Origin of the sequence: Anaerotruncus rubiinfantis (assembly GCF_900078395.1) — a bacterium.
GTDB classification, from domain to species: domain Bacteria; phylum Bacillota; class Clostridia; order Oscillospirales; family Ruminococcaceae; genus Anaerotruncus; species Anaerotruncus rubiinfantis.
The window spans coordinates 1,730,524-1,753,722 of the sequence record NZ_FKLA01000009.1 but is presented as its reverse complement, the minus strand read 5'-3'; the positions used below and the strand labels follow the sequence as shown (position 1 = coordinate 1,753,722).

Annotated in this window: 24 protein-coding genes and 2 pseudogenes; 15 read left to right on the top strand and 11 right to left on the bottom strand. The window is 54.1% G+C overall.

The annotated features are described in order from the left end of the window. Positions 1-11: 11 nt before the first annotated feature. From BN4275_RS13870 to BN4275_RS13860, 3 genes are read right to left on the bottom strand one after another with little or no spacing between them, the layout of a single operon-like run. Positions 12-350, bottom strand: a complete 339-nt coding sequence (locus BN4275_RS13870) for a helix-turn-helix domain-containing protein (protein WP_118477750.1) — start codon at positions 348-350, stop codon at positions 12-14. Then, positions 331-2,016 (bottom strand): response regulator transcription factor, encoded by a 1,686-nt coding sequence (locus BN4275_RS13865; RefSeq protein ID WP_066459324.1) that lies wholly within the window; start codon positions 2,014-2,016, stop codon positions 331-333. Before BN4275_RS13865 ends, BN4275_RS13870 begins: the two co-directional genes overlap by 20 nt. Before the next feature lie 33 nt (positions 2,017-2,049). Continuing rightward, positions 2,050-3,429, bottom strand: a complete 1,380-nt coding sequence (locus tag BN4275_RS13860) for an extracellular solute-binding protein (RefSeq protein ID WP_154018893.1) — start codon at positions 3,427-3,429, stop codon at positions 2,050-2,052. Positions 3,430-3,768: 339 nt separating this feature from the next. Between BN4275_RS13860 and BN4275_RS17380 the strand changes: the two genes are divergently transcribed. The 11 genes and pseudogenes from BN4275_RS17380 to BN4275_RS17375 all read left to right on the top strand — a co-directional run bounded on the left by BN4275_RS17380 (position 3,769) and on the right by BN4275_RS17375 (position 11,126). Further along, the gene (locus BN4275_RS17380; RefSeq protein ID WP_154018892.1) at positions 3,769-3,909 is read left to right on the top strand and encodes a hypothetical protein; all 141 of its coding nucleotides are present in this window, start codon (positions 3,769-3,771) and stop codon (positions 3,907-3,909) included. A 1-nt stretch (position 3,910) separates the two neighbouring features. Next, entirely contained in the window at positions 3,911-4,282 is a 372-nt protein-coding gene (locus BN4275_RS13855; protein ID WP_066459320.1) for a hypothetical protein, read from the top strand. 193 nt (positions 4,283-4,475) lie between these two features. Next, positions 4,476-5,174, top strand: a complete 699-nt coding sequence (locus tag BN4275_RS13850; protein WP_066459318.1) for a zinc ribbon domain-containing protein — start codon at positions 4,476-4,478, stop codon at positions 5,172-5,174. A 13-nt stretch (positions 5,175-5,187) separates the two neighbouring features. After that, a complete protein-coding gene (locus BN4275_RS13845) occupies positions 5,188-6,282 on the top strand; it encodes a zinc ribbon domain-containing protein (RefSeq protein ID WP_066459316.1) in 1,095 nt (364 codons plus the stop codon). 53 nt (positions 6,283-6,335) lie between these two features. Continuing rightward, entirely contained in the window at positions 6,336-6,722 is a 387-nt protein-coding gene (locus BN4275_RS13840) for a hypothetical protein (protein WP_066459311.1), read from the top strand. Positions 6,723-6,772: 50 nt separating this feature from the next. After that, a pseudogene (locus BN4275_RS17745) lies at positions 6,773-6,844 on the top strand (zinc-ribbon domain-containing protein); the annotation flags it as partial. Between the two features lie 252 nt (positions 6,845-7,096). Then, positions 7,097-7,942 carry a hypothetical protein gene (locus BN4275_RS13835; RefSeq protein WP_066459308.1) on the top strand — a complete coding sequence of 282 codons (846 nt, stop codon included), beginning with the start codon at positions 7,097-7,099 and terminating at the stop codon, positions 7,940-7,942. 55 nt (positions 7,943-7,997) lie between these two features. Next, a complete protein-coding gene (locus BN4275_RS13830; RefSeq protein ID WP_154018928.1) occupies positions 7,998-8,777 on the top strand; it encodes a zinc-ribbon domain-containing protein in 780 nt (259 codons plus the stop codon). Positions 8,778-9,149: 372 nt separating this feature from the next. Continuing rightward, a complete protein-coding gene (locus BN4275_RS13825; RefSeq protein WP_066459304.1) occupies positions 9,150-9,992 on the top strand; it encodes a tyrosine-type recombinase/integrase in 843 nt (280 codons plus the stop codon). A gap of 298 nt (positions 9,993-10,290) precedes the next feature. Next, positions 10,291-10,842 (top strand): hypothetical protein, encoded by a 552-nt coding sequence (locus tag BN4275_RS13820; protein WP_066459302.1) that lies wholly within the window; start codon positions 10,291-10,293, stop codon positions 10,840-10,842. Beyond that, on the top strand, positions 10,821-11,126 hold the full coding sequence (locus BN4275_RS17375) for a hypothetical protein (RefSeq protein ID WP_154018890.1): 306 nt from the start codon (positions 10,821-10,823) through the stop codon (positions 11,124-11,126). The genes BN4275_RS13820 and BN4275_RS17375 overlap by 22 nt, the downstream gene beginning before the upstream one ends. Positions 11,127-11,223: 97 nt before the next feature. Here the strand turns inward: BN4275_RS17375 and feoB are convergent. The 4 genes and pseudogenes from feoB to BN4275_RS13795 form a co-directional block, all read right to left on the bottom strand. Continuing rightward, positions 11,224-12,639, bottom strand: a pseudogene (gene feoB / locus BN4275_RS13810) (ferrous iron transport protein B); the annotation flags it as partial. Between the two features lie 19 nt (positions 12,640-12,658). Continuing rightward, positions 12,659-12,898: a FeoA family protein gene (locus tag BN4275_RS13805; protein ID WP_066459296.1), complete on the bottom strand. Its 240-nt coding sequence runs from the start codon at positions 12,896-12,898 to the stop codon at positions 12,659-12,661. Between the two features lie 207 nt (positions 12,899-13,105). Then, on the bottom strand, positions 13,106-13,933 hold the full coding sequence (locus BN4275_RS13800; RefSeq protein WP_066460454.1) for a TIGR03915 family putative DNA repair protein: 828 nt from the start codon (positions 13,931-13,933) through the stop codon (positions 13,106-13,108). Next, complete coding sequence (locus BN4275_RS13795) at positions 13,912-15,222, bottom strand: putative DNA modification/repair radical SAM protein (RefSeq protein WP_066459294.1); 1,311 nt, start codon at positions 15,220-15,222, stop codon at positions 13,912-13,914. The genes BN4275_RS13800 and BN4275_RS13795 overlap by 22 nt, the downstream gene beginning before the upstream one ends. A gap of 199 nt (positions 15,223-15,421) precedes the next feature. On the opposite strand from BN4275_RS13795, the gene BN4275_RS13790 reads away from it, so the two are divergent. From BN4275_RS13790 to BN4275_RS13775, 4 genes are all read left to right on the top strand, one after another. Beyond that, positions 15,422-16,690, top strand: a complete 1,269-nt coding sequence (locus BN4275_RS13790) for a Sapep family Mn(2+)-dependent dipeptidase (protein ID WP_066460452.1) — start codon at positions 15,422-15,424, stop codon at positions 16,688-16,690. Between the two features lie 133 nt (positions 16,691-16,823). Then, positions 16,824-18,710, top strand: a complete 1,887-nt coding sequence (locus tag BN4275_RS13785) for an OPT family oligopeptide transporter (protein WP_341423468.1) — start codon at positions 16,824-16,826, stop codon at positions 18,708-18,710. Between the two features lie 57 nt (positions 18,711-18,767). Next, positions 18,768-19,103 (top strand): PqqD family protein, encoded by a 336-nt coding sequence (locus tag BN4275_RS13780; protein WP_066459292.1) that lies wholly within the window; start codon positions 18,768-18,770, stop codon positions 19,101-19,103. Positions 19,104-19,115: 12 nt separating this feature from the next. After that, entirely contained in the window at positions 19,116-19,961 is an 846-nt protein-coding gene (locus tag BN4275_RS13775) for a metallophosphoesterase (protein ID WP_066459288.1), read from the top strand. A 20-nt stretch (positions 19,962-19,981) separates the two neighbouring features. On the opposite strand, the gene BN4275_RS13770 is transcribed toward BN4275_RS13775, so the two are convergent. The 4 genes from BN4275_RS13770 to BN4275_RS13755 form a co-directional block, all read right to left on the bottom strand. Next, a complete protein-coding gene (locus BN4275_RS13770) occupies positions 19,982-20,800 on the bottom strand; it encodes an aldo/keto reductase (RefSeq protein WP_066459286.1) in 819 nt (272 codons plus the stop codon). A gap of 20 nt (positions 20,801-20,820) precedes the next feature. After that, entirely contained in the window at positions 20,821-21,300 is a 480-nt protein-coding gene (locus BN4275_RS13765; RefSeq protein ID WP_066459284.1) for a YbaK/EbsC family protein, read from the bottom strand. Positions 21,301-21,323: 23 nt separating this feature from the next. Next, positions 21,324-21,755, bottom strand: a complete 432-nt coding sequence (locus BN4275_RS13760) for an ACT domain-containing protein (protein WP_066459282.1) — start codon at positions 21,753-21,755, stop codon at positions 21,324-21,326. Positions 21,756-21,852: 97 nt separating this feature from the next. Next, on the bottom strand, positions 21,853-23,157 hold the full coding sequence (locus tag BN4275_RS13755; RefSeq protein ID WP_066459280.1) for a phenylacetate--CoA ligase family protein: 1,305 nt from the start codon (positions 23,155-23,157) through the stop codon (positions 21,853-21,855). Positions 23,158-23,199: the final 42 nt, after the last annotated feature.

Genomic DNA, 23,199 nt, shown 5'->3' with positions numbered 1-23,199 from the left:
ATTTCATCCTGTCACCTCTCCCGAAGTTTCGACAAAAATCTCTGCAGGGCAATCAAATCCTCCGGACCAAGCTTTTCCACCTGCCCAATCGTATCCTGCCGAAGCTGCTCGAGATTTTTGGCATCCTGCGCGCAGCCATGCAAAATCCAGTCGGGATCATAGCCGAATTCCGTCCCGATCACCCGGGCAAGAGCCGGAGAGATATTCTTGTTCAGGTTATTTTTGCGACCGCCCCCGGTGATTACATACACGTAGGTTTCCCCTACGCCGATACGCTGGGCGAACTCCCGTTTGGTGATCTTCTGCTCAGCAATAATTTGATTCAGCCGGTCAGCTAAGGTGTTCATCATGCTCTTCCTCCTCCCGTTTCTGCTGACAATGCATAAACCGGATATAGCTCAATAGCTCCTTGCGGGAGCCGACTTCCAGCTTTCCATAAATATTTCCATTGTGGTATTTTACGGTATTCATCGAAAGATGCAGCTCGGCGGCGATATCTTTCGCGCGGTATTCCCGCACATACAGGTCAAATACCCGGCGCTCAGCAGGCGACAGCGTCTCCAGGCATTTTAAGAACCGCTGGTATTGTTCCGGGTCAAGGTCGGGCGGCTTTAAATTCTCCCGCTCTGTCCCGACAGAGGCCGGCGTCTTTCCGGTTTTTGCCTCAGCCAGCGCGGCGCTGACCGCCTCGTCCTGCGCCGCCAAAAATTCCAGCAGGTCGTTAATCTCCTGATACTGCGTTTTGGGAAGGGCGGCATAACCGCTTCCATTTTTGATCCCTTCAAGCGTTTTGAGCACCGGCGAGATATACCTGCGGCTGACAAAAGCCGCCGCCAGCAGACTCAACAGACAAAGAACCCCGATCCCCAACTGCAAGCCAAGTATCCCTTTCCGAGCCGCCGCCTGCATATCCTCGCGGGGAGCCATCACCGCCGCCGCCCAGATATCCTCCTGATAGGGGGAACCCGCCGGATAGAGCCGCACCGTCCGCTGGACGCCGCTGTAATCTCCCTGTTCCCCAGACCGGTAGCGATTGAACGGAGCATCTTCTTCGCTGATTACGGCGATATTTCCGCCCAGCGCACTGTTCAGATAACTGTTTCCCGCCAACAGCCCTCCATCCATGTGAAGGCCGCTTTCCTTTACAGGGGCCAAAACCGAAAACACCCGGGCATAGACGGAGTTGTCCGGACTGTAGGACTGTTTGAACAGCATACTGGATACCTCAAAGCCGCAGATGCCCAAAACCGTCCCATCACTGGTAATCAGCGGAACCGACAGAAGCATCCCGGCTTCGCTGTTTCCGGAAAGCAAACGTCTGGGACTCCAGTAATAAAGGCGGGACAGCGGCAATTCCGAACGCTTACGGCTGGTTTCAACCGCGAGGCTGAAGAAATCCGTTTCCGAGCCGGTAAACTCCATCTGCCATTGCCCCAACAGCTCAATACTGTTCTCACGGGCAATGTTTGCGGGGCCGCGCAGGCAGTGTAATTTGGAACCCATAGTGCCGACTGTATTGGGCTCGGTGCGTTTTAGAAAGAGACCGGCGCGCTGCCGCATATGAGCCTGCGGTATGACGCTCGCATCCAGAATCAGAAAGGCGCCGCCGCATTTGTTATTCTGCAGGGCAGAAAGAAGATCCGGCATCTGGAGGGACAGGAGTTCTTCCAATAGCTCCGGATGATCCGCCAGGCCCGAAGGCGCGACCCGTGCTTCTTTCAGATAGCTCTCCATGCTTTTGGAAATTTTTTCAGAAAGGTTCACGCCATGGACCGAAAGATTTCCATAATCATTGGAAATGTCCTGGGAAAGATGCTCCAATTCATTTTCAAACCACGCCTGGCTTTTATGGATGCCGATATGAAAAACGCCAGCGATATTCAAGATCAGCAGGAATGCAAGCACCAGCGCAACCACAAAAAAAGCAAAAAACACAAACAGGCGCAGGTAAAGGGTAGTTCCTCTCTCCCCTTTTGCTTTGATCTTTTTCCATAGGGCAAGCGCATCCTGAACCATCCTTCCACCTCCTTTGCCGGCTATCCGGGTCGTTTAACGGCCGCGCCACTCCCGCAGCGCTTCAGCGGTCATCTTCTCCAGAGACGCTTCTCCATCGGACACGATCCACTTTTCATGCAGTGAAACCATTCGCTGCTTAAAATCCTGCTCATAGGCCTTGCTCATACTGTCAAACCCCTCAAAGACAGGCGCAACAAAAAACTGATAGTCCCGGTACATTTCGGTGACCGCAACCAGCATCTTTTTGATGCGGTAGTCCTCTACACGTTCAATTTCCGTTTCCATTCGGTTTTCAAAGGCTTCCTTGCTTACCGGCAGATACCCGGTGGATGCAATGAACCGCATGTTCTGTTCTGGGGCAGTAAACCAGCGCAAAAAAACCGCGCTGGCATATTCGTGCGTCAAATCGCTTTTGGACACCATCATACCATTTCCGCGTTGAATGGCGATCTTTTCCCCGCCTTCGAACACCGGAAACGGCAAAATGCTGTATTCCACCCGCTCCACCCGTCCATCCGGATGGGTGATGGTGTCCCCATAAAAAAGAATCCCCGCGGAGGATCCCGTGGAACAGACCAGATCCCCGGTTTTTGAAAGGTCGGAGGAATAGCCGTCATAAATAGCGAACGCCCCCGTTATGGCGGGCGGGCAGACCGCTTCCCATATGCGGCGGTAGGAGTCTCCATCCAAGTTTAGATTTTCCGCATCAAACAGGGAATCCCCCTGCTGGCGCATGCCCGCCTGCGCCAGATTCACCCAGGAATCGGCCGCGTAAAATGCCTTGCCGTCATTGGGAACGTCCGGCGTTTTTGCATCAGTCCAATCGTAATATTTCTGTGCCGCGTCCGCCAACCCTTCGAATGTGGAAAAACACTCCATCGTAACCTGGTTTTCCACCGCAAACTGGTCAAACAGGGTCTGATTCAGGTATAAAATTTCGGTTGATTTCGAAATTGGAAAGACGTAAAGGCCATCGCCTATACGCCCCTCTTCCACAAACTGCGGCACATATCCAGCCAGCTCTTCCTCTGTGAAATAGTCATCCAAATTGGCAAGCATCCCCTTCTGCTGAAAAAGGATCGCCGTCTTGGGGTAGGCAGTTGCGATATCAGGCATTGCCGGAGCCCCCGGATCGCCCGATGCGATCATATTCAGGCTTTTTTGCAGCTCTGCGCTGGATGTGATGGCCGTGACATTAATAATGATCCCCTGATCCCGGCCCACGGTACTGTTGAATTCATCTATCAAGGCATCTATGGTCATCTGCATTTCGCCGCCAAAATTATGCCACATGGAAACAGTCACAGGTTCCTTCGGGTTCAGTGGGGATTTCCCCGCGGCCTTCGCACATCCGGCGGTCAGCAGCGCAAGGGCAACAAGCAGAACTGTAAAATGCTTCAATCTACTTTTCAATTCGAGTCCCTCCCTCTCGATAATACAGGTTTTTCTTTTCAGCAGACTCCCCTCTCTGTTTTAGTATAGCACATCATATTGTTTCAAACAATATTTTTTTAGGAGACAGATTTGTAATTTCAAAAAATTATTTATTCATATTTCATCTTTAAATTACATTTTTACTTTAAAAATCAGTCCAATTTTCAGAAAACCACCCCATTTTTTACCGGTTGGGTGGGGACTTCTCCGGTCTTACAGCGTAAAATAAGTGTAGAAAACAAAAACAATCCTGTGACTCAAAAGCCTTTATTCAAACAAGATTTTTGATGCTCGCAGAAAGATGGGGGGTGGTTTTCCATGACCGAAAACGAAAAGCAGGGTTTGAAAGAGGTAATTCTTGAACAAGTCCAATCGATGAACCGGGAAGAACTGAAGCAGACTTTGGAATTTCTCAGTCTGCTTCAAAAACAAAAGGGTAACGGCATGGAGGTGAAATGAGTTGTTTGAAAAACTGCACTCCACCAGCCAGTATAAAATTGTGGAAGAGACCGCGAACGGCAGGCGGTATTGCTTCTACTGTGATGTCTCAAAGACTGCGGTTTTCACTACCGGTCCGGTCCGTGCGGATTCTCCCGAAACAGAATTGCTGCTTGCTTGGGGACAGGCCCGCTCCTATTTTAACGGCTGCAGTGAATGTGGGAGATGGATCCGGGACGAAGCCTATAACATCGACGAAATGAAATGCATCGAATGCGCGCCTAATAAAATCATACCGCGCTTCTGCACCGACTGTGGTTCCCCGCTGGAAAGCGGAACGGACCGCTGTCCCCGATGCGGACGGCAGCTGGGCAATCGTGTGGCCGCGGGATGAGAGAAGCGGCCGTCTTTCTGACAAGCCGTCTCCTTGTTTTTTCGGTTTGCGGCTGCCGGCCCGGAACATAAACGGCGTGAAAACGTCTGTCTGCGCCGCCATTGGCCGCAAGTCAGAAACCGGCGGAGCCTCATCCGCTGCGGACACGAAGTCATCGAGAAAAATTAAATTTTAATATTGGGAGGTTTTTGTTATGGCATTTTTCGACAAATTGGGGGATCTGGCAAAGAATATCGGGGATAAGACTTCAGACGCAATTGAAACCAATAAGCTGAACAGCAAAATTAACACGGAAAGCGCCGCAGCGGGTGAAGAATTAAAAAAAATAGGCGCGTATTATTATGAGCTCTTTGCAACGGACGGCGCTGCGGCACCGGAGGTGCTGGAATTCTGTCAAAACGCCAAGGCTCATTACGATGCATCAGCACAGGCACAAGCGGAAATCGACCGCATCAAAGCGGAAAATGAAGCGGCACAGGCTGCTGCAGATCCCATTCCCGCCTCCACTGATGATTCCGGCGAACCGATCTGCCCTGCCTGCGGAACGGTCAACACCCCCGGTACCAGATTCTGCTGCGAATGCGGCGGCAAGTTGGAATCCCCAGCTCCCCCGGAACCCTCCCGAGACGTCTGCTCCGCATGCGGAGCGGCCAATGCCCCCGGTACCAGATTCTGCTGCGAATGCGGCGGCAAGTTGGAATCCCCAGCTCCCCCGGAACCTTCCAAAGACATCTGCCCCGCATGCGGAGCGGCCAACTCCCCCGATACCAGATTCTGCTGCGAATGCGGTTCCAAGCTGGAAGTTCCAGAACGGCGGATCTGTCCAAACTGCGGCACCGCAGCTGAACAGGGCATAAAGTTCTGCAACGAATGTGGAACTAAAATCGGATAAGGAGGCATTAACAATGACCGCAAAACAAATCTTCTCCAAAACCATGCCCTTCGTCTGGGCAAAGCTGCTGCTGGGGCTCGCAACGGTTCTGATCTCTGTAGTGCTGTTCGCTGTCCTCATGGGAATCGGTTGGCTCTTCGGTGAAAACGGCATGCTGATCAGCTTCATCATCTGGATCAGCGCCACTGGCTTTATACGCTTTGCCATCATGCACTATATGGGATACCTCGTCAAGGCCGGGCATATCGCGGTCATCAGTGAAACAATTGCAACCGGCCGCGTACCGGACAATCAGGTGGCATACGGCAAAGCCAAAGTCATCGAACGCTTTGCCACCTCGAACGTCTATTTTCTCATCGATAAACTTGTGTCCGGCGCGGTCAAACAGCTTCAGAATTCCCTGCAGAAGGTAGGCAACGCGCTCGATTTCATTCCTGGTATGCAGGCAGTCACCGGAATGGGCAAATTCTTCATTGAAATCTCGCTTGGTTACATCGACGAATGCTGTCTCGGCTGGACCTTCTATCAAACGGAGCAGGGCGCCTTCAAAAGCGCGGCGGACGGCGTTGTAATCTATGCGCAGAACTGGAAACACCTTTTGAAAAGCGCGGCAAAAACAATGCTCATGGTCGTTTTGCTCACTGGCGCTATCATCATCGGGGTGTTCGTCGTACTGGGACTGTTATTCAAGCTTCTGGGCTGGAGCCCGCTGGCGGCGTTCCTGTTGGCCTGCTTCGTCGCTTTCACCATCAAATTCGCGTTTGTCGACAGCTGGATCATGATCAAGATGATGGTCTCCTATATGGAGGTTGCGCCTTCCACCCGGATCACCTTCGATCTTTACAGCAAGCTCTGCGGCCTGTCCGGCAAATTTAAGGAGCTGTTCCAGAAAGGCAAGGAGGAAGACGGCCCGCAGCCGGCTTACGCTACGGCAGGTGCCGGCGGTGCCCCCGCCGCAGCCCCTGCCATGAGAACCCCTGCTGTCTCGGCGGCATCGACGCCAGCGACAGCCGCAGCGGGAGGAACAAAAACGCTGTTCTGCGGCCAATGCGGCACGCGAAACGATTCCGGTACCAAGTTCTGCGGTTCCTGCGGTGCAAAGCTTTAATTGTAGAAGAGGAATAACCCAAAAACTGTTTGATAGGAAAGGGAGCATTTAGAATGAAAAAGATACTGGCTTTCGCTTTGGCACTTGTGATGATCCTGACACTGGCCGCCTGCGGCAGCGGCAACAAAAAAGCGATCGTGGGCAGCTGGGAGCTGACTGACGGCGAATCGGCCACATTTGGGCTGGGATTTACCTTTGAAAAGGACGGAACCTTGACGCTCGGCATCCCAGGGCTCGAGGACAGCGACGAATATGCCGACGTGATGAAGGGGCTGGGCGCTATCATGAGTATGAAATACAAGATCAAAAGTGACAGTGTGATCGAGGTTACAATGAGTGCTCTGATGGGGCTGGGTGGAAAAGAAACCATTGAGGTCAGCTACTCCCTTAATGGCGATACGCTCGTCTTCGACGGCGCCACCTACAAACGTCTGAAATAACATAAGCCTCCCCCACAAGTATATCCATTTCGAGAAGAGGAGGAATTCTTTTGGCAAATCGGTTTTGTACGTCCTGCGGCGCGCAGCTGGAGGATGATAAAAAGTTCTGTACCAGCTGCGGGGCTCCGGCGGAGGGAAAACCAGAACAAGAACCCGCAATGGCCGCCGCCGCTGTTTCCGGAGCACAGACACACTCCCCGGACCCCATGCCCGCACAGCCTCCTTACCAGTTATATCAGCAGCCTCAACCCGTTTATCAGCAGGCACCACCCCCTCCGCCTGCCCCAATACCGGTTTCTGCCGCAGACAGCGATCTTCCGCCCCCCGCAGGAAGTAAATACGCACCTATTGGGCTGGGAGGATGGATCGGAATCATGCTGTTGATGCTGATTCCAATCGTGAACATCATTCTACTGATCGTATGGGCTTGCGGCGGCTGCAAAAAGGTCACCAAGCGCAGCTTTGCACGTGCCAGCCTGATTTTGATGGCGGTCGGAATTGTCCTCAGCCTTGCCATTGGGCTGATGGCCCGCAGCTTTATCAACAAAGCCATCGACGTGGCCGCACAGGAATCCGGCTTTTCCGCCGTCTCCGGCCTAAGCGGTCTATTGGGTGGCAGGGATGCAGACGAAAGCAAAAAAAGCCGGGCCGGCGATCTGAGCGCGCTCAGCGGACTGGGCGGAAATGGCAGTAACAGCAGCGATGACAGTGGAGCCAGTGACCTCGACGAACTTTCTTCCCTGCTCGGTATTTTAGGCGGGTTGGAAGCCCTCTCCGGCGGTGAAGGTGGCTCTGGCCTCGATTTGGAAGCCCTGAACGCACTCGCCGGCGCCGCTGATGCGGCGGAAGGCGCGTCCGGCAATGGAATAGGCGACGGGACTTCCGGCGGCGGAGCAGTCACCAAAGGCTGGCCCGCAGGACTGCGGCCCTATCCGTCTGGAAACGTTTCGCAGCCGATGGATTACCGCACGGAGATCAGCGGAACCAGCCGTGAAGAGATGGTTTCCTACATCGGTTCACTCAAGAGCGACGGCTTTGTCTTCCAGGATTTTCTGGAGTTCGGATTTACCGAGGAGGAGATGCTCAGCTCGATGGACGGCTGGTGGGCTACCGATGGAAAACTCTATATCAGCATCTCCTACTATGACGGCGTCGTCACTGTGGATTATCTCACCGAAAAGCCCACGATGGAAAGCCTGATGGAAATGATGGGCGGCTGAGCATAAACCGGGATCTTCCTGATACTTCGATTCCTAATTTCATAAAACTACAGGAATCTTCTGGAGACGCGTCGGAACACATGAAGCTGATCCAGGCAAACCTCACAGCGGCCGAATTCAAAACGTCGGCAGCGGAGAAGAAAGAACGAGACGCGCCGAAAAAGAATCATCGGATAAAAGCTTTTTGATCTGTACAAATTGCGGAGCCAAGCTGAAGCGGGACACTAATTCTGCGGACGGTACGGTTCCCGGTTTTAATTTGAGAGGAGGAATTCTAATGGCATTCTGTGGAAAATGCGGTACAAAATTTGAAGACGGGGCACGCTTTTGCCCCTCCTGCGGGGCGCCCTCTGCAAGCGCCGCTCCTAGGCAGGCGGCAGCCACCGCTGCCCACGCTCCCCCTCCTAGGCAGGCGGCAGCCACCGCTGCCCACGCTCCCCCGCAGGCGGCGCCTGCGGCACACCAGCAGCCGGCCGCACCTGGTTCGCCCATGCAGGCCGACCTGCAGGACGCGCAGGACAACAAGGTCATGGCGGTGCTGGCCTACATCATTTTCCTGATTCCGCTCTTCGCGGCAAAAGATTCAAAATTCGCGCGGTTTCATACCAACCAGGGCATCATCCTGGTGATCGGGGCGATCATCTATGGAGTCCTGTTCAGCGTCCTCAGCGGCATCCTGTTTGCTATCTCATGGCAGCTTGGACTGGCCGTGACCGGTATCCTGGGGCTGGTTGGATGGGTGTTCACCGTATTTGCAATCATCGGCATCGTCCACGCCTGTAAAGGCGAGATGAAACCCCTGCCGCTTATTGGCGGAATCAAAATTCTGAAATAAGTACTGTGAACAGGCGGGGCGGTCTTGTCCCGCCTGTTTTTGTCCTGCCAATTTGCAGCGGCGGTTTCCACCTACCGCACAGGCAGATTCATCTTTCATTATTTCCCTGTATAAGTATCCATCCTAAGATATGAATCGATAGGGATATGTGATTGCATGACTGTCAAAGTTTTTTTATAATAAAGCTAAGCCAACCGTTCTCTCTACCCCAGTCTTTAAAATGGCAACGACATCATTCGGCTACACAGAATTGACAGCGCTGTGGGATACTCCCGCAGCGCCTTTCTTTATTATTTTTCGATCCTGGCGGCAGCTCATGATCTCTGTGCCATTGGACATAATAGCAAAAAACCATTATTGGGAGGCTTTATTATGGGCAGTTATTTAAAAAAAGATATGATCCAGGCGTATGGAAAGGCCTTGGCAGCGGAAGAGCGCAGCCAAGGCACCATCGAGAAATATCTGCGGGACGTGGAAGGGTTTGCTTCCTGGCTGAATAACCAAGAACTCAATAAGGAATCGGCAGCAAGCTGGAAGGAGCACCTGCTTGCCGCAGGATATATGCCGGTCACCATCAACTCGATGCTCTCTGCGGTCAATGGATTTCTGCGCTTCATCGGACGGGAGGATTGCCGCGTCAGGTTTCTGCGGATTCAGCGCCATCTGTTTCGCGACCCGGCACGTGACCTGAGCCGGAATGACTATGAACGCTTGCTGCAGGCCGCCAAAGCGCATGGAAATTTCCGTCTGCATCTGCTCATGGAGACGATCTGCGCCACCGGTATTCGGGTGAGCGAATTGAAGTATATCACACTAGAAGCGGTCCGCACTGGCCGGGCGCAGATCTCCCTCAAGGGAAAAATCCGCACCATTCTGCTGCCAGGAAAGCTCTGCCGCAAGCTGCAAAAATATGCGCAAAAAAATAAAATCGCCTCCGGTGAGCTCTTTCTCACCAGAAGCGGAAGGGGAATTTCCAGAAGACAGGTTTGGTATGAGATGAAACAGCTGTGCAGGCACGCAGGAATTGAAGCCAGCAAGGTATTCCCACACAATCTCAGGCATCTTTTCGCCACAGCATTTTATAAAGTGTGCAGAGATATCGCTAAACTCGCGGATATACTGGGACACTCCAGTATTGAAACCACCCGGATTTATCTGATTTCCACCGGCGCGGAACATGTGAAACAGCTGGAGCAGCTCGGATTGGTTCATTAAGTACGAAATCAGTATTTTGAGATTTACTTGCGGAAGAATCATTCGCCTTCTTTTGAAAAATCGATAAGCAGCTTCTCAAAATTAGACTGATCAAACAGAAAAAGGCATCAGAAGGGTAAGGCCACAAAGCGCAGATACTTTTGTGGTCTGTTTTTTTATGCCCGAAATCGAAAAGATCTTGCCGGTGTCAGTATAAAATGATATAATAAATGCGAATTATATCGTATGTATTTTAATTAAACGTGCAGATGAATCTCAAAATACTGATTTTGTAACAAAACAAGGAGCGGGTTTGAATATGGGAGCAACATCCGCCAGTAAGTCTCGCACACATGTCCAGTCGGAGACGCTGTCAATAATCGAGCGCAAAAGCCTGCCGGAATATGCCGCTTATATCATTGTTCGCATGGATGCCGGCGGACTGGATATCCCTTCCGGAAAGCTGTTTAACGCCTTTCTCCAAAAACCGGTTTCTTTCACCGGACTCAGCGACATGCTTCTCAAGATGGATCAAATCTATGACTTTTTAGATTTTCCGCAGGCAACCCGGGAGGACCGGACCTTCGCCTGGAAAAAACAGCCGAAGTATGACCGGCTCGCCCCGTATCAGCCACGTTATTTTAAGCGCAGCACGCCGAACTTACACGGTAGAGCGGGGCTCACATTGGTTGTTCAGACGCGCTATCGGCAAAATGGCAGTTGGCAGGGCACTGTCCGCTGCCCTCAGTTGGGCAAAACGGCCAACTATGTCAGCGCCCTGCAATTTTTAAAGCTGACGGCAGAAGCGATTCATACAATCACAGCGAAAAAAGATGGGGGTGCCATAGTATGCAAATCAGACTGCCACTAAAAGGAAACGGATGTCTGCTGGATGATCTGGCAAAGCTGGCTGGATGCGAATATCTTTCCGACCTGCGCCATTGTCCGTATTACCGCTATCCCCTCTTCCTCGTCCTGCCCCAGATTCCAGCTGAGGATTATTCCGTCAGCGAGTGGAACCGTGCGATTGGATACATATTGGGACAACCCGCTGACTTTCCCACTGCGGCACAGGCCTATCAATTCTTGACGCGGGCGTTGGCCGAATACACAGGAAACGCAAATCTTCCCCAAAATACCGTTAAGACGTGCTGAAACGTGATATCCGCCGATGAGGGCGCGAGCCGTAATGCAGACAGCGATGCCGTCTTGCCAGCCGCAGCCTGCAACTTTGTTGCCACGGCGATGGTGGCGGCAATCGACCGTTGCAGGGGACAAAATTGTTGGTGACGATCGCGATCAAACGCTCACGCGGGGAATCTATAATGCGCGCTCCGGTAATCCCCGCGGCATTACATCCAAATCCCATACACATGGTCAGGGCCTGCTTTCCGCACGCGGAGCAGCGTTTGAAGCTGCGGTCCAGGTTAAACGCCACGCGCGGCAGATAACCGGAATCCTCCAGAAGCGTGAACAGCGGGAAAAAAATTGCCATCGGCGGAAGCATTACTGCGACAACCCATGCCAAAACCCGATAGACTCCCTGAACAAGAACGCCCTCGACCCAGGCGGGCGTCCCAAGCCAAAGGAAGAAATCGGTCAGCCGGTCCTGAATCCAGAAGAGCCCGGTGGAAAGCATCTGTGAAGGGTAGTTCGCGCCTGTGATGGTCAGCCAGAACACTAGGGCAAGAAGAAGGAGCATCACTGGAATTCCAGTCGCGCGGCTGGTAAAAATTTTATCAAGCCGCCGGTCTCCATCATTGTAACCTGCCTTGTCAAAGGATACCACATCGGCACAGGCCTCCTCCGCTTGGAGGACAATCGAAGAAACGATGATGTCACGCAACTTTTCCACTGAAATCTTCTGTTCATTCATCAGTTCCCGCGCTTCTCCCAGCGCACAGGAAACAGCTTCATCCGTACGGATATCAATCTGCATGGAATTGTTGAGTGCTTCAATCAGCTGGGTATCCTCAGAAAGAAGCTTTAGGGCGATCCAGCGGGATGGGATTCCCGCTATCTGCAGATCGTCTATAGCGGGCTGCAGCAATGCGATCGCCTGTTCCACCACTTTCGGATATCGCAGACGGCGCGCGGCGCAGTCCGGATGTTCCACAATCTCCCCTACCCGGTCCATCAGCTCTTCCAGACCTTCATGTGAGCGGGCGCTTGTGCCGACCACCGGCACACCGATCTGCTCGGAAAGCTTTTTAAAGTCGATCCGGATCCGTTTTTTACGCGCCTCGTCCATAAGATTCACACAGACGACCACTCGGCCGGTGATTTCCAGCGTTTGAAGGACAAGGTTCATATTGCGTTCAAGGCAGGTCGCGTCGCATACGACAATCACCGCATCCGGGGAACCGAAGCAGATAAAATCCCGTGCGACCTCCTCCTCCACCGAATGGGCCAGAAGAGAATAGGTACCAGGGATATCCACCATAATGTAATCGGTCCCTTTGTGGGTATACCGGCCCTGTGCGTTTGTGACCGTCTTTCCCGGCCAGTTTCCCGTATGCTGGTTTAAGCCCGTCAGTTCATTGAAAACGGTACTTTTTCCCACGTTCGGATTACCCGCGAGGGCAATCACACGCTGCCCTTCTCTTCTGTCAATGATGAATTCGCCGTCCACCGCATGTTTGCCGGTGGAAAAGGATGTCAATCCCACTGTAATTCCCCCTCATGCGTTAGTGATACTGAACCAATATGTTTCTGGAATCCTCCGAACGCAGCGCAATCACAGCCCCGCGAATGTAATATGCGACTGGGTCGCCCGAGGGGCTTTTCTGCAGGCATTCCACATCCGTTCCCTCAATCAGGCCGATATCCTGCAGGCGGCGGCGCATGCTTCCTGTTGTAAAAAGATTGATCACTTTTGCCACGCTGCCTTCTGGGACAGCACTCAGCGGTATCATATCTTGATTCATTGTCATAATCTCCACTCGTAAATTTTTCGGGATGTATTACCCCTTAGTAAGCTATTCAGCCGGAGGCGGGATTGACACTGTCATTCCGCCCTGCCAATAACCGCCCTATTAAAACGCCTGTGTGCAGAAACCGCGTGGCTCGAAGGCATCAGCCACGCGGTTTTCACAGTGATCTTTTATTTTTGGCAATCCGGACGGTGCAGAAATTCATTTGGCCCGCCCTTTCTCTGGAAGCCCGCGCAGCATTGTCCCTTCCAGCGGCCTTGGTGCGCGCGGACTTTCCGGCAGCCCTCGCTTGTCGTACATCTCGGTCATGTGTTTCCAGAAATGCTTTGGCATGTGGTTGCGGCGGCATTCGGGATTATAACGGCCTTCGACGCCGATGGTGTCATAATAATGCCTCCAGAGTTTTCGGAATGCCTGTTCAGTTTCGTCTGCGGGCGGAAGCTCCAGATCCTCCACTTCTTGGATCACAGCCTCATAGGGACGATAAAACAGCGCCTGTCCGTGCGTTCGGTCGAAGATAAGGAAGGTCTCTTCCGGCAGGCGCTCAGCATAGTGCCGCCGGATATGCGGCAGCACCATCGCCTTCGGTTCGATTTCCGACACCAGCGCCCCGTTATAATCCGAAAAGCGCAGGAATTCTTTATAATAATGCGCTTCGTTGCGCACCGCACGTGAAAGCTTAAAAATCCGGTCCACCGCCGGGTCGGCGTACATACCGGTCACCCGTACGCCGCACTGATAGGCGCGGCGTACGAAAGCGCAGATCGCCTCTTCCCGTCCGTCCGCGCCGGAAAGCCAAGCGTCGGACGTCCACCACGGCACCTCCCCGCCGATCTTGAGAAGCGATTTCCAGACCCGCGCGGCATGCGCCTGGTCGGTCATGACCGAATGCACCGGGTAGAGGGAAGGCTCGCCGTCCAGCAGGATTGCCGCCGGGATTTCATGGCGGGTGTAGCTGTCGAAGATACAGCACAGAACCCCGGCAAAGGTTCCGTCAAAGCTGTAAGCTAAATCTGTCCGGTCAGGCATTGGGCAAAATCCTCCTTCGTCGGGCTGCGGTCAAAAAGCGAAAGCTGCTGCGGGGCTTCCTCCGGCAAACGGGCACGCTCGAAGTCACGTTCGGAGATGAGCGCCCGCAAAACCCCGTCAGGCGTGACCTTGAGCCCCTCAGCCATCTTCCCGCGGCAGAGCAGGAAATACTGCGCGCGTTTTAATACCACGCCGATTTTTTTGAGCCCGTCGAAATCGAGCGCGCTGTTCCGGCGCGCCGCGAGAATCCGTTGGGCGCTCTTCACGCCGATGCCCGGGACCCGCAGCAGCATTTCGTACGGCGCGGTATTCACCTCCACCGGGAACTGTTCCATATGGTTGATCGCCCAGTTGCATTTCGGGTCTACCAGGGGATTAAAGCTCTGATGCTGCTCATCGAGCAGTTCAGACGCGTCGAACCCATAGAAGCGCAGCAGCCAGTCGGCCTGATAGAGCCGATGTTCCCGCAGAAGCGGCGGTTTTGTATCGATCGCGGGCAGAAGGCTGTCCGCCTGCACTGGCATATAGGCCGAAAAGAACACCCGCTTGAGGCTGTATTTCTTGTAAAGCCCCTGGGTAAGGTTCAAAATCTGGTAGTCGGTATCCGGAGTCGCTCCGATAATCATCTGGGTGCTCTGACCGGCAGGCGCGAACTTCGGCGCGTGGCGGTAACGGACGAGGTCAGTACTGTTCTGTTTGATGCCGTCGCGGATAAAACCCATCGGGCCCAAGATCGAGTTTTTCGACTTGTCCGGCGCGAGAAGCGCAAGACTCTTCTGGCTCGGCAGCTCGATATTGATGCTCATGCGGTCGGCCAGCATCCCCAGGCGGGTGATGAGCGCGTCATCCGCGCCGGGAATCGCCTTGACGTGGATATAACCGCCAAAGCGGTATTCATTGCGCAGAAGCTCCAGCGCAAGGATCATCTGTTCACAGGTGTAATCCGGGCTTTTCAGAACGCCGGAGGATAGGAACAGGCCTTCGATATAGTTGCGGCGGTAAAACTGGATGGTAAGCTCCGCAAGCTCGCGCGGTGAGAAAACCGCCCGGCGTGTATCGTTCGAGCGGCGGTTGACGCAATATCTGCAGTCATAGATGCAGCTGTTGGTCATCAGAACCTTGAGCAGCGAGATGCAGCGGCCGTCCGCAGCAAAGCTGTGACAGATGCCGGCCTTGACACAGGAGCCGATGCCGCCCTTCTGCGCAGGCCGGTCAACGCCGCTCGAGGTGCATGCGACATCATACTTTGCCGCATCCGACAGAATTTCCAGTTTATCCATAAGCTCCATGGTATCCGCCTCCAAAAGAACATTTGTTCTTTTTACAGTTTATCACGAACCCGCTGTCCTGTCAACGATCTTCACGGAAATGGCCGCTGGGAAGTTTTTTCGCGTCTTTAGGGTTTACAAACGTTTTTGGAGGCAATATAATGATCATGGAACTTTATTGTCTCTAAACAAAGCGAACATCGAAAAAGGGAGCAAAATCATGAAGCAATTCACACTTGACGAACAGGCTTTTCTGCAGGATCTGGCGGGCCTTCTGCGGATCAGGAGCGTCAACGGCGACTGCGGCCCGGTTTCCCCTTTTGCGCCGCTCGGCGAAGGGGTTTCCCGCGCCATCGATTATATGATGGCAATCGGAACCCGTTTTGGTTTCAGGACCAAAAATGTTGATGGCTACTGCTGCTGGATTGAGATGGGTGAAGGGGACGAAATGGCCGGCATTCTCGCGCATCTCGACACCGTCTCGGTCGATGACGGCTGGGCAGCCGAACCATTCGGCGCCACGCTCATTGACGGCTGCATCTACGGCCGCGGCGTGAGCGACGACAAAGGCCCGGCTCTGCTCGCGCTCTACGCAATGAAAGCGGTCGCGGACAGCGGCATAAAGCTCACAAAACGTGTCCGGCTCATCCTTGGCGGCGACGAAGAAGGCGGCGCATGGCGCTGTATGGAGCGCTATAAGCAGACCGAAGAAATCCCGGCCTGCGCCTTTACGCCCGACGCAGCCTATCCGACCACTTACGCGGAGAAAGGAATTCTGCGCGTGCGGATCTTCCGCACACTCGGCGCGGGGATCATGCCGCTTACTTTGTCCTGCGGAAAGGCGATCAACGTCGTGCCCGCGTTCGCTTCGGCGCGCACGGACGGCGTCCTCTACACCGCGGAAGGCAGGGCCGCCCATGCGATGGAACCCCATAAAGGTGACAACGCGCTCTTAAAGCTTTGTAGAAATCTTTCTGAAAACGGGGTCAAACATCCGTTTATCGATCTTTGTGCAATGGCGGACGCCGGTTCGCTCGGCATCGATTTTGAGGACGAAGCTTCCGGCAGGCTCACCATCAACCCATCGATTGCAAAGGTTGACGAAACCTCCGCCGAGCTTTCCTGCGACATCCGCGTACCGGTCACGGTGGGAACCGAACGGGTACTGGAAGCGATCGCCAGAGCGGTTGCGCCGCTCGGATTCTCTGTGGAGGAAACGAGCTGCACCCCACCGCTTTATGTAAAGCGGGATTCCGACCTCGTGCAAAAATTGCAGGAGGTCTATCACGCCTGCACCGGTTATGACGATCCGCCCGCGATGACCGGCGGCGGAACCTATGCGCGTGCCTTCCCGAATGCGGTTTCGTTCGGCGCTCTTCTGCCCGGCGACGAGATCACCTACCACCAGACCAACGAGCGATGGAAACTCTCTTCGATGCAGAAAAATCTTACGATCATGGCGAATGCCGTGATCGCTCTGGCGCAATAGCGCCCTGCGCCGTTTTCCGGCGCGATATCGTAATTATGAGGATGTGTACCCGTTGAAGAATGAAAACCAGGGAAAACTGATTTTCCTGAAAAATGAAAACGAATTCAAACCTTTTGTTCCGGCTGAGAAGGTCATGCCCGAGTTTACCTTCACATCGGTGCTGCTTGGCTGCCTGCTCGCTGTCGTGTTCGGCGCCGCGAATGCCTATCTCGGCCTGCGTGTCGGCATCACCGTCGCCGCTTCGATCCCCGCGGCGGTCATCTCGATGGGCGTGTTGCGGGGTATCATGAAAAAGGACTCGATCCTTGAGAATAACATGGTTCAGACGATCGGCTCGGCTGGCGAATCAGTCGCGGCGGGCGCGATCTTCACCCTCCCCGCCCTGTTCATGTGGATGAACGAATGGGGCTATGATGTGGGGCCATCCCAGATCGGTATTTTTCTGATCGCGCTTTCCGGCGGTGTGCTGGGCGTGCTGTTCATGATCCCGCTGCGTCGCGCGCTCATCGTACGCGACCATGGCGTGCTCCCTTACCCGGAAGGCACCGCCTGCTCCGAAGTGCTGCTCGCTGGCGAGGAAGGCGGATCGAAAGCCTCCACTGTTTTTGCCGGCATGGGGATCGGCGCGCTTTACAAGCTGTTTGCCGATGGACTCAATATCTTCCCGAGCCGCGTCTATTTTGAAAGCACCGTCCGATATAAAGGCGCTGCCGTCGGCGTCGACGTGATGCCCGCGCTGCTTGGCGTTGGTTATATCTGCGGCCCGAAGGTTTCCTCCTACATATTTTCGGGCGGCATACTCAGCTGGCTCATCATTATGCCGCTCATCTCGCTGTTCGGCGGGGATACGGTCATTTTCCCGGCCAGCATGTCGATTGCGGACATGTCCGCCACCAATATATGGGAAAATTATATTCGTTATATTGGCGCGGCTGCCATCGCTACCGCCGGAATCATCACATTGCTCAAACTCGCACCCCTGCTGCTGCGCACCTTTGCCCGCGCGATCAAAGGTTATTTCGGTTATGGCGAGCAGCAAAGCGGCCTGCGTACCGACGACGACCTGCCGATGCGCTACTGTGTTGTGGGGATCATCGTCACCATTATGGTTGTATGGATTTCACCCGCGGTTCCGGTCACATTGGTCGGTTCGCTGATTATCGTTGTTTTCGGATTTTTCTCTGCGGCGGTTTCCTCCCGGCTGGTCGGCTTGATCGGTTCGTCCAATAACCCGATTTCCGGGATCGGCTTGGTGACGCTTCTGTTCTCAGCGCTGCTGCTCAAAGTCTTTGGGGATACCGGGCCGAGCGGAATGGTTGGAGCGATCGAAATCTCCTCGGTCATCTGCATCATTGTGGCAATCGCCGGCGATACTTCGCAGGACCTCAAAACCGGTTATATCCTCGGCGCAACCCCGCGCAAGCAGCAGATAGGCGAGCTCATCGGGGTGCTGGTGTCCGCGCTCACCATTGGCAGCGTGTTATACTTGCTCAATGCCGCCTGGGGCGGTTTCGGCAAGGTTGACCTGCCAGCTCCGCAGGCGATGCTTATGAAAATGCTGGTCGAAGGTGTCATGAATGGAAACCTTCCATGGTCGCTCATCTTCGCCGGAATTGGGATCACCATTGTAGTAGCCTTGCTGGGAATTCCTGTTCTGCCGTTTGCGGTCGGTCTTTATCTGCCGATTTACCTGTCCATGCCGATCATGATCGGCGGCCTTGTTCGCCTGTGGCTGGAGCGCCGCCGGCTGCGGCAGGAGGAAACCCGCAAGACGGCGATTGACAACGGCATCCTCTATACATCCGGTATGATCGCCGGGGAAGGACTTTTGGGGGTGTTGCTTGCAATCTGCGCCATCATCCCGATGACAGTGGACGGGGCCGCATCCACATTTGCCGCTTTCCTCGATATCTCCGACCGGTTCACCCTGGGCAGTATTGGAAGCCTTTGTTTCTTTGCGCTGCTGATTCTGGCGCTTCTGCGGAGTACGGCCTGGAAAAAGGATAAAATTGTAAAGTAAAGAATATGCGGGCGCAGGACCGGCCGGTTCTGCGCCCAATTCAGACCGGAGGCCTTTATGGCAAAAAAAGCACAGCAGAACCTTCTGGATTTTATCCCGACCCGCGCCTTTTCCTTTCAGCAGCAGGAGAATGGACTGGTCACGGTCACCGTCCCTCACACCGGTTTTTTTGACAGGCTTGCGCAACTTCTGTTTCATAAGCCCACGCAAAGCCTGATCAGTCTCGACGAATTCGGCTCCTTTATCTGGCTGCAGATCGACGGGCAGCGCACGGTCTATGAAATCGGGCTGCTCGTACAAAAACAGTTTGGGAAAGCCGCCGAGCCGCTTTTTGAACGTCTTTCCACCTTTTTTATCACCCTCAGGCAGAATCGCTTCATCACCTGGAAATAAGGAGAAACCTTTATGCAATGGATGATCCTTCTGGCCGCCGGGGCCTTCCTCTGGTGGCAGGACAACGTCATCGCCATCACCAAAATTCCGGTCCAGAGTCCTAAAGTTCCAGACGGATTTGATCAGTTCCGGATCGCGCAGATTTCCGACCTGCACAACAAACGCTTTGGTAAAGGACAAAAACGCCTGCTCCAAAAGCTTAGCGAGGCCGATCCCGGCCTCATCGTCGTCACCGGCGACCTCATCGACAAGCGCCGCACCGCTGCCCGCAGGATGTCCCCTGCCTTTGAATTTCTGGCCGGCGCCCGCAAAATCGCGCCGGTTGTATATGTCTGTGGGAACCACGAACAGCGCAGGCCCGCGCTCTACGAATTGCTGAAGCGCAGGATGGAGGAGCTCGGCATCCAAAATCTTGACGACTGCGGGACAAGCTTTTCCCATGCGGACGACGCCATTTCGCTCATCGGCCTGATGGACCGGACTTCACTGCGCAAAGCCATCCTTGAAACCGTTCCGCCGGTCCTTTCCAATCTATGTTGCCGATATGACGGCTTTCGGGTCCTGCTTGCCCACCGCCCTGACCTTTTCAGTCTCTATGCGGCCGAAAAGGTGGATCTTATCTTCTCTGGGCATGCGCACGGCGGGCAGATCCGCCTGCCGGGAATCGGTGGGATTCTCGCGCCACACCAGGGATTTTTCCCGCCGCTCACCAGCGGCCTGCACCAAAAAGCCGACTCCCAGATTGTGGTGAGCCGTGGTCTGGGCAACAGCCTTTTTCCGCTGCGAATTTTCAACCGGCCGGAGCTGGTAATTGTGACGCTGGAAAAAACGGACAAAAATAAAAAGAACAGCCGCTGAGCGGCTGTTCTTTTTATTTTTCAGAAATTGAAATTGTCCGGGTCCGAACCCAGGCGGGTGTTGCGGTTGAGACCGTCAATGGTCTCCATATCGGTATCCGAAAGCACGAAATCGAAAATCTTCATGTTTGAGACGATCCGCTCCTGGTGGATCGATTTGGCCAGCACGACGGTATCGCGCTGAATCGCCCAGCGCAAAGCGATCTGCGCCGGCGTCCTTTCATACTTTTGGGCGAGCGCACGCAGCGTTTCATCCTCCAGCAGATTTCCCCCGGTTCCGCCGAGCGGGCGGTAAGCCTCCACCACGATCCTTCTGGCTTTGCAGTAATCGATCAGCTCCTGGTTGCTGAAATACGGATGCGCCTCAATCTGGTTGACGGCGGGCGCGATCTTCGCGGTTTTCTCCAGGCATTCCAAATGCCGTTTCTGGAAATTGCTCACGCCGATAGCTTTGATCTTGCCTTCCTGATAAAGCTCCTCCATAACCGCCCAGGCCCTTTCATAACCATCCGCAGGCCAGTGGATCAGATACAGATCCACATAGTCGGTCTGTAACGCCGCGAGACTTTCTGCAAACGCTTCCCGGGTGCGCCCCGCGCGGATATCATCGTTCCAAAGCTTAGTCGTGAGGAAGATCTCTTCCCGGGGGACTTTGCTCTCCTGGATTCCCAGGCCGACACCTTTCTCATTTCCATAGACCTTTGCGGTGTCAATATGGCGATAACCGGCTTCCAAAGCCCATTTCACCGCGCTGACCGTTTGTTCGCCTTCCGGCGTCTTAAAAACGCCCAGACCGAACTGTGGGATTTTCACGCCATTATTCAGTGAAACTTCCTGCATTCTGCTTCATCTCCCCCGCTTTATTCCTGCCAATCCTTACAGACGTCAATCCACTTGAGTGCCTTGGAATACTCGAACAGCTCCTCGCAGGAAAGCTCAATTGCGGAATTGCTACTGCCTGCGGATGGGAAAACCGTATCAAACCGTTTGAGAGAAATGTCGAGGTAAACCTCCACACCTTCGTTCTCAATGGCAAACGGACAGACACCGCCCACCGAACAGCCTGTATAAGCGATCACCTCATCCGGGGAAAGCATCTTTGCCTTGATCGAAAATTCCTGTTTGAACTTGCTGTTATCGATGCGCGCATCTCCGGCCATGACAATGAGGATGCAACCATCCTCATGCCGCTTAAAGGACAGGGTTTTGGCAATCCGAGCCGGGATGACGCCTGCGGCCTGCGCCGCCAATTCCACTGTTGCACTGGAAACCGGGAATTCCAAAACATCCCCTTCCCGGCCGACCGTGGCAAAATAAGCTTTTACCTTTTCGATAGACACTTTTTAACTTCTCCTTCTGGGAATCAGTAGATCTCTTCGCCCGCGAGGATCCGCACACCTTTTGCCTGCAGCGCCTCAATTGCAACCGCATTGTCCTCCACACGAAGGATGACAAACGCCGTTTTTTCCGAGCGGGAAACAAATGCGTAGATATACTCGACGGCAATGTCCGCGTCCCGCAGTACATTGAGCGCGATTGCCAGACCGCCGGGCTTGTCGTCAATGCCCACCGCGATGACGTTGGTCTGGGAAACGGTATATCCCTGCTCCTTGAGCACGGACTCCGCGCGGGAAGGGTGGTTGACAATCAGCCGCATGATGCCGAAATTGGTGGTATCGGCAAGCGAAAGCGCACGGATGTCAATATCATGCTCGGCAAGAATATTGCAAATCTCCGCCGTTCTTCCGGGCTGGTTCTCCACAAAGATCGATAACTGTTTCACTGGCTTTGCCATATCTCAACATCCAATCTGCCCTAACTGGCTAAAATTTGGTTTCATGATGATACTGACCAAAAGAAAGGGGAAATTCCCCTTCTTTATTGTAATTATATCACACGAGATGCCGTTTGTCGATAACGCGTTTTGCTTTTCCTTCGCTGCGCTCGATCGTTTTCGGAGAAACCAGATGGACGTTGGCATGGATGCCCAGCATCGATTTGAGGCTTTCCACCAGCTCGCGCTCGCGCGAAGCGATCCCTTTCACCGTATCGTTGAACATTTCCTGGGTCATCTCGACATTGACGTCGAGCGTATCGCTGTTGCGCACACGGTCAACCAGGATCTGATAGTTCGCGGGATAGCCGTGGTTTAAGAGCACCGTCTCGATCTGGGACGGGAACACATTGACACCGCGAATAATCAGCATGTCGTCGCTGCGGCCCATGGGTTTGGACATCTTGACATGGGTGCGCCCGCAGGAGCACTCTTTGTGATTCAGCACGCAGATGTCGCGGGTACGGTAACGGATCATTGGGAAGGCCTTTTTGGTGATGCTGGTGAAAACCAATTCGCCCTTCTCGCCGTCCGGGAGCACCTCCCCGGTGACCGGGTCGATGATTTCCGCGATGAAGTGATCCTCGTTGATGTGCATGCCGGTCTGCTCGGAGCATTCAAATGAAACGCCCGGCCCGGAAAGCTCGGTGAGTCCATAGATGTCGTAAGCCTTGATGCCGAGCTTCTGCTCGATATCGCGACGCATCTCCTCGGTCCAGGCTTCCGCGCCGAAGATGCCGGCCTTGAGGCTGATCTCCTCCGGCGGGATGCCCTTGTCCTGGAAGGTTTCCGCGATGTAAGCCGCATAGGACGGCGTGCAGCAGAGAATGGTGGAATGCAGGTCCTGGATGAACTGGATCTGCCGGTCGGTATTGCCCGAGGACATCGGCAAGGTAAGGCAGCCAACTTTGTGGGAACCGCCGTTGAGGCCCGGCCCGCCTGTGAAAAGTCCATATCCATAGCAGACCTGACAGACGTCCTTGTTGGTGCCGCCGGCCGCAACGATCGCGCGCGCGCAGCAGTCCTCCCAAAGTTCGATGTCGTCCTGCGTATAGAATGCGACCACGCGTTTTCCGGTGGTGCCGCTGGTGGATTGGATGCGCACCGCCTCTTCGAGCGGAACCGCCAGCAGCCCATATGGATACGCATCGCGCAAATCGGCTTTTGTGAGGAACGGCAGCTTATGCAGGTCCGCCGTGGATTTCACGTCGTCCGGCGTTAAGCCTTTTTCCTGCATCTTCTTGCGGTAGTACGGCACATTATTGTAAACGTGTTTGACCGTTTCCACCAGTCTTTCATCCTGCCAGGCTTTGATCTGTTCCCGGGAAGCGCATTCGATCTCGGGCTGGTAATAGTTTGCCACTTATGTTTCGTCCTTTCGTTTCTAGTCTTCTAAAACGGCCTG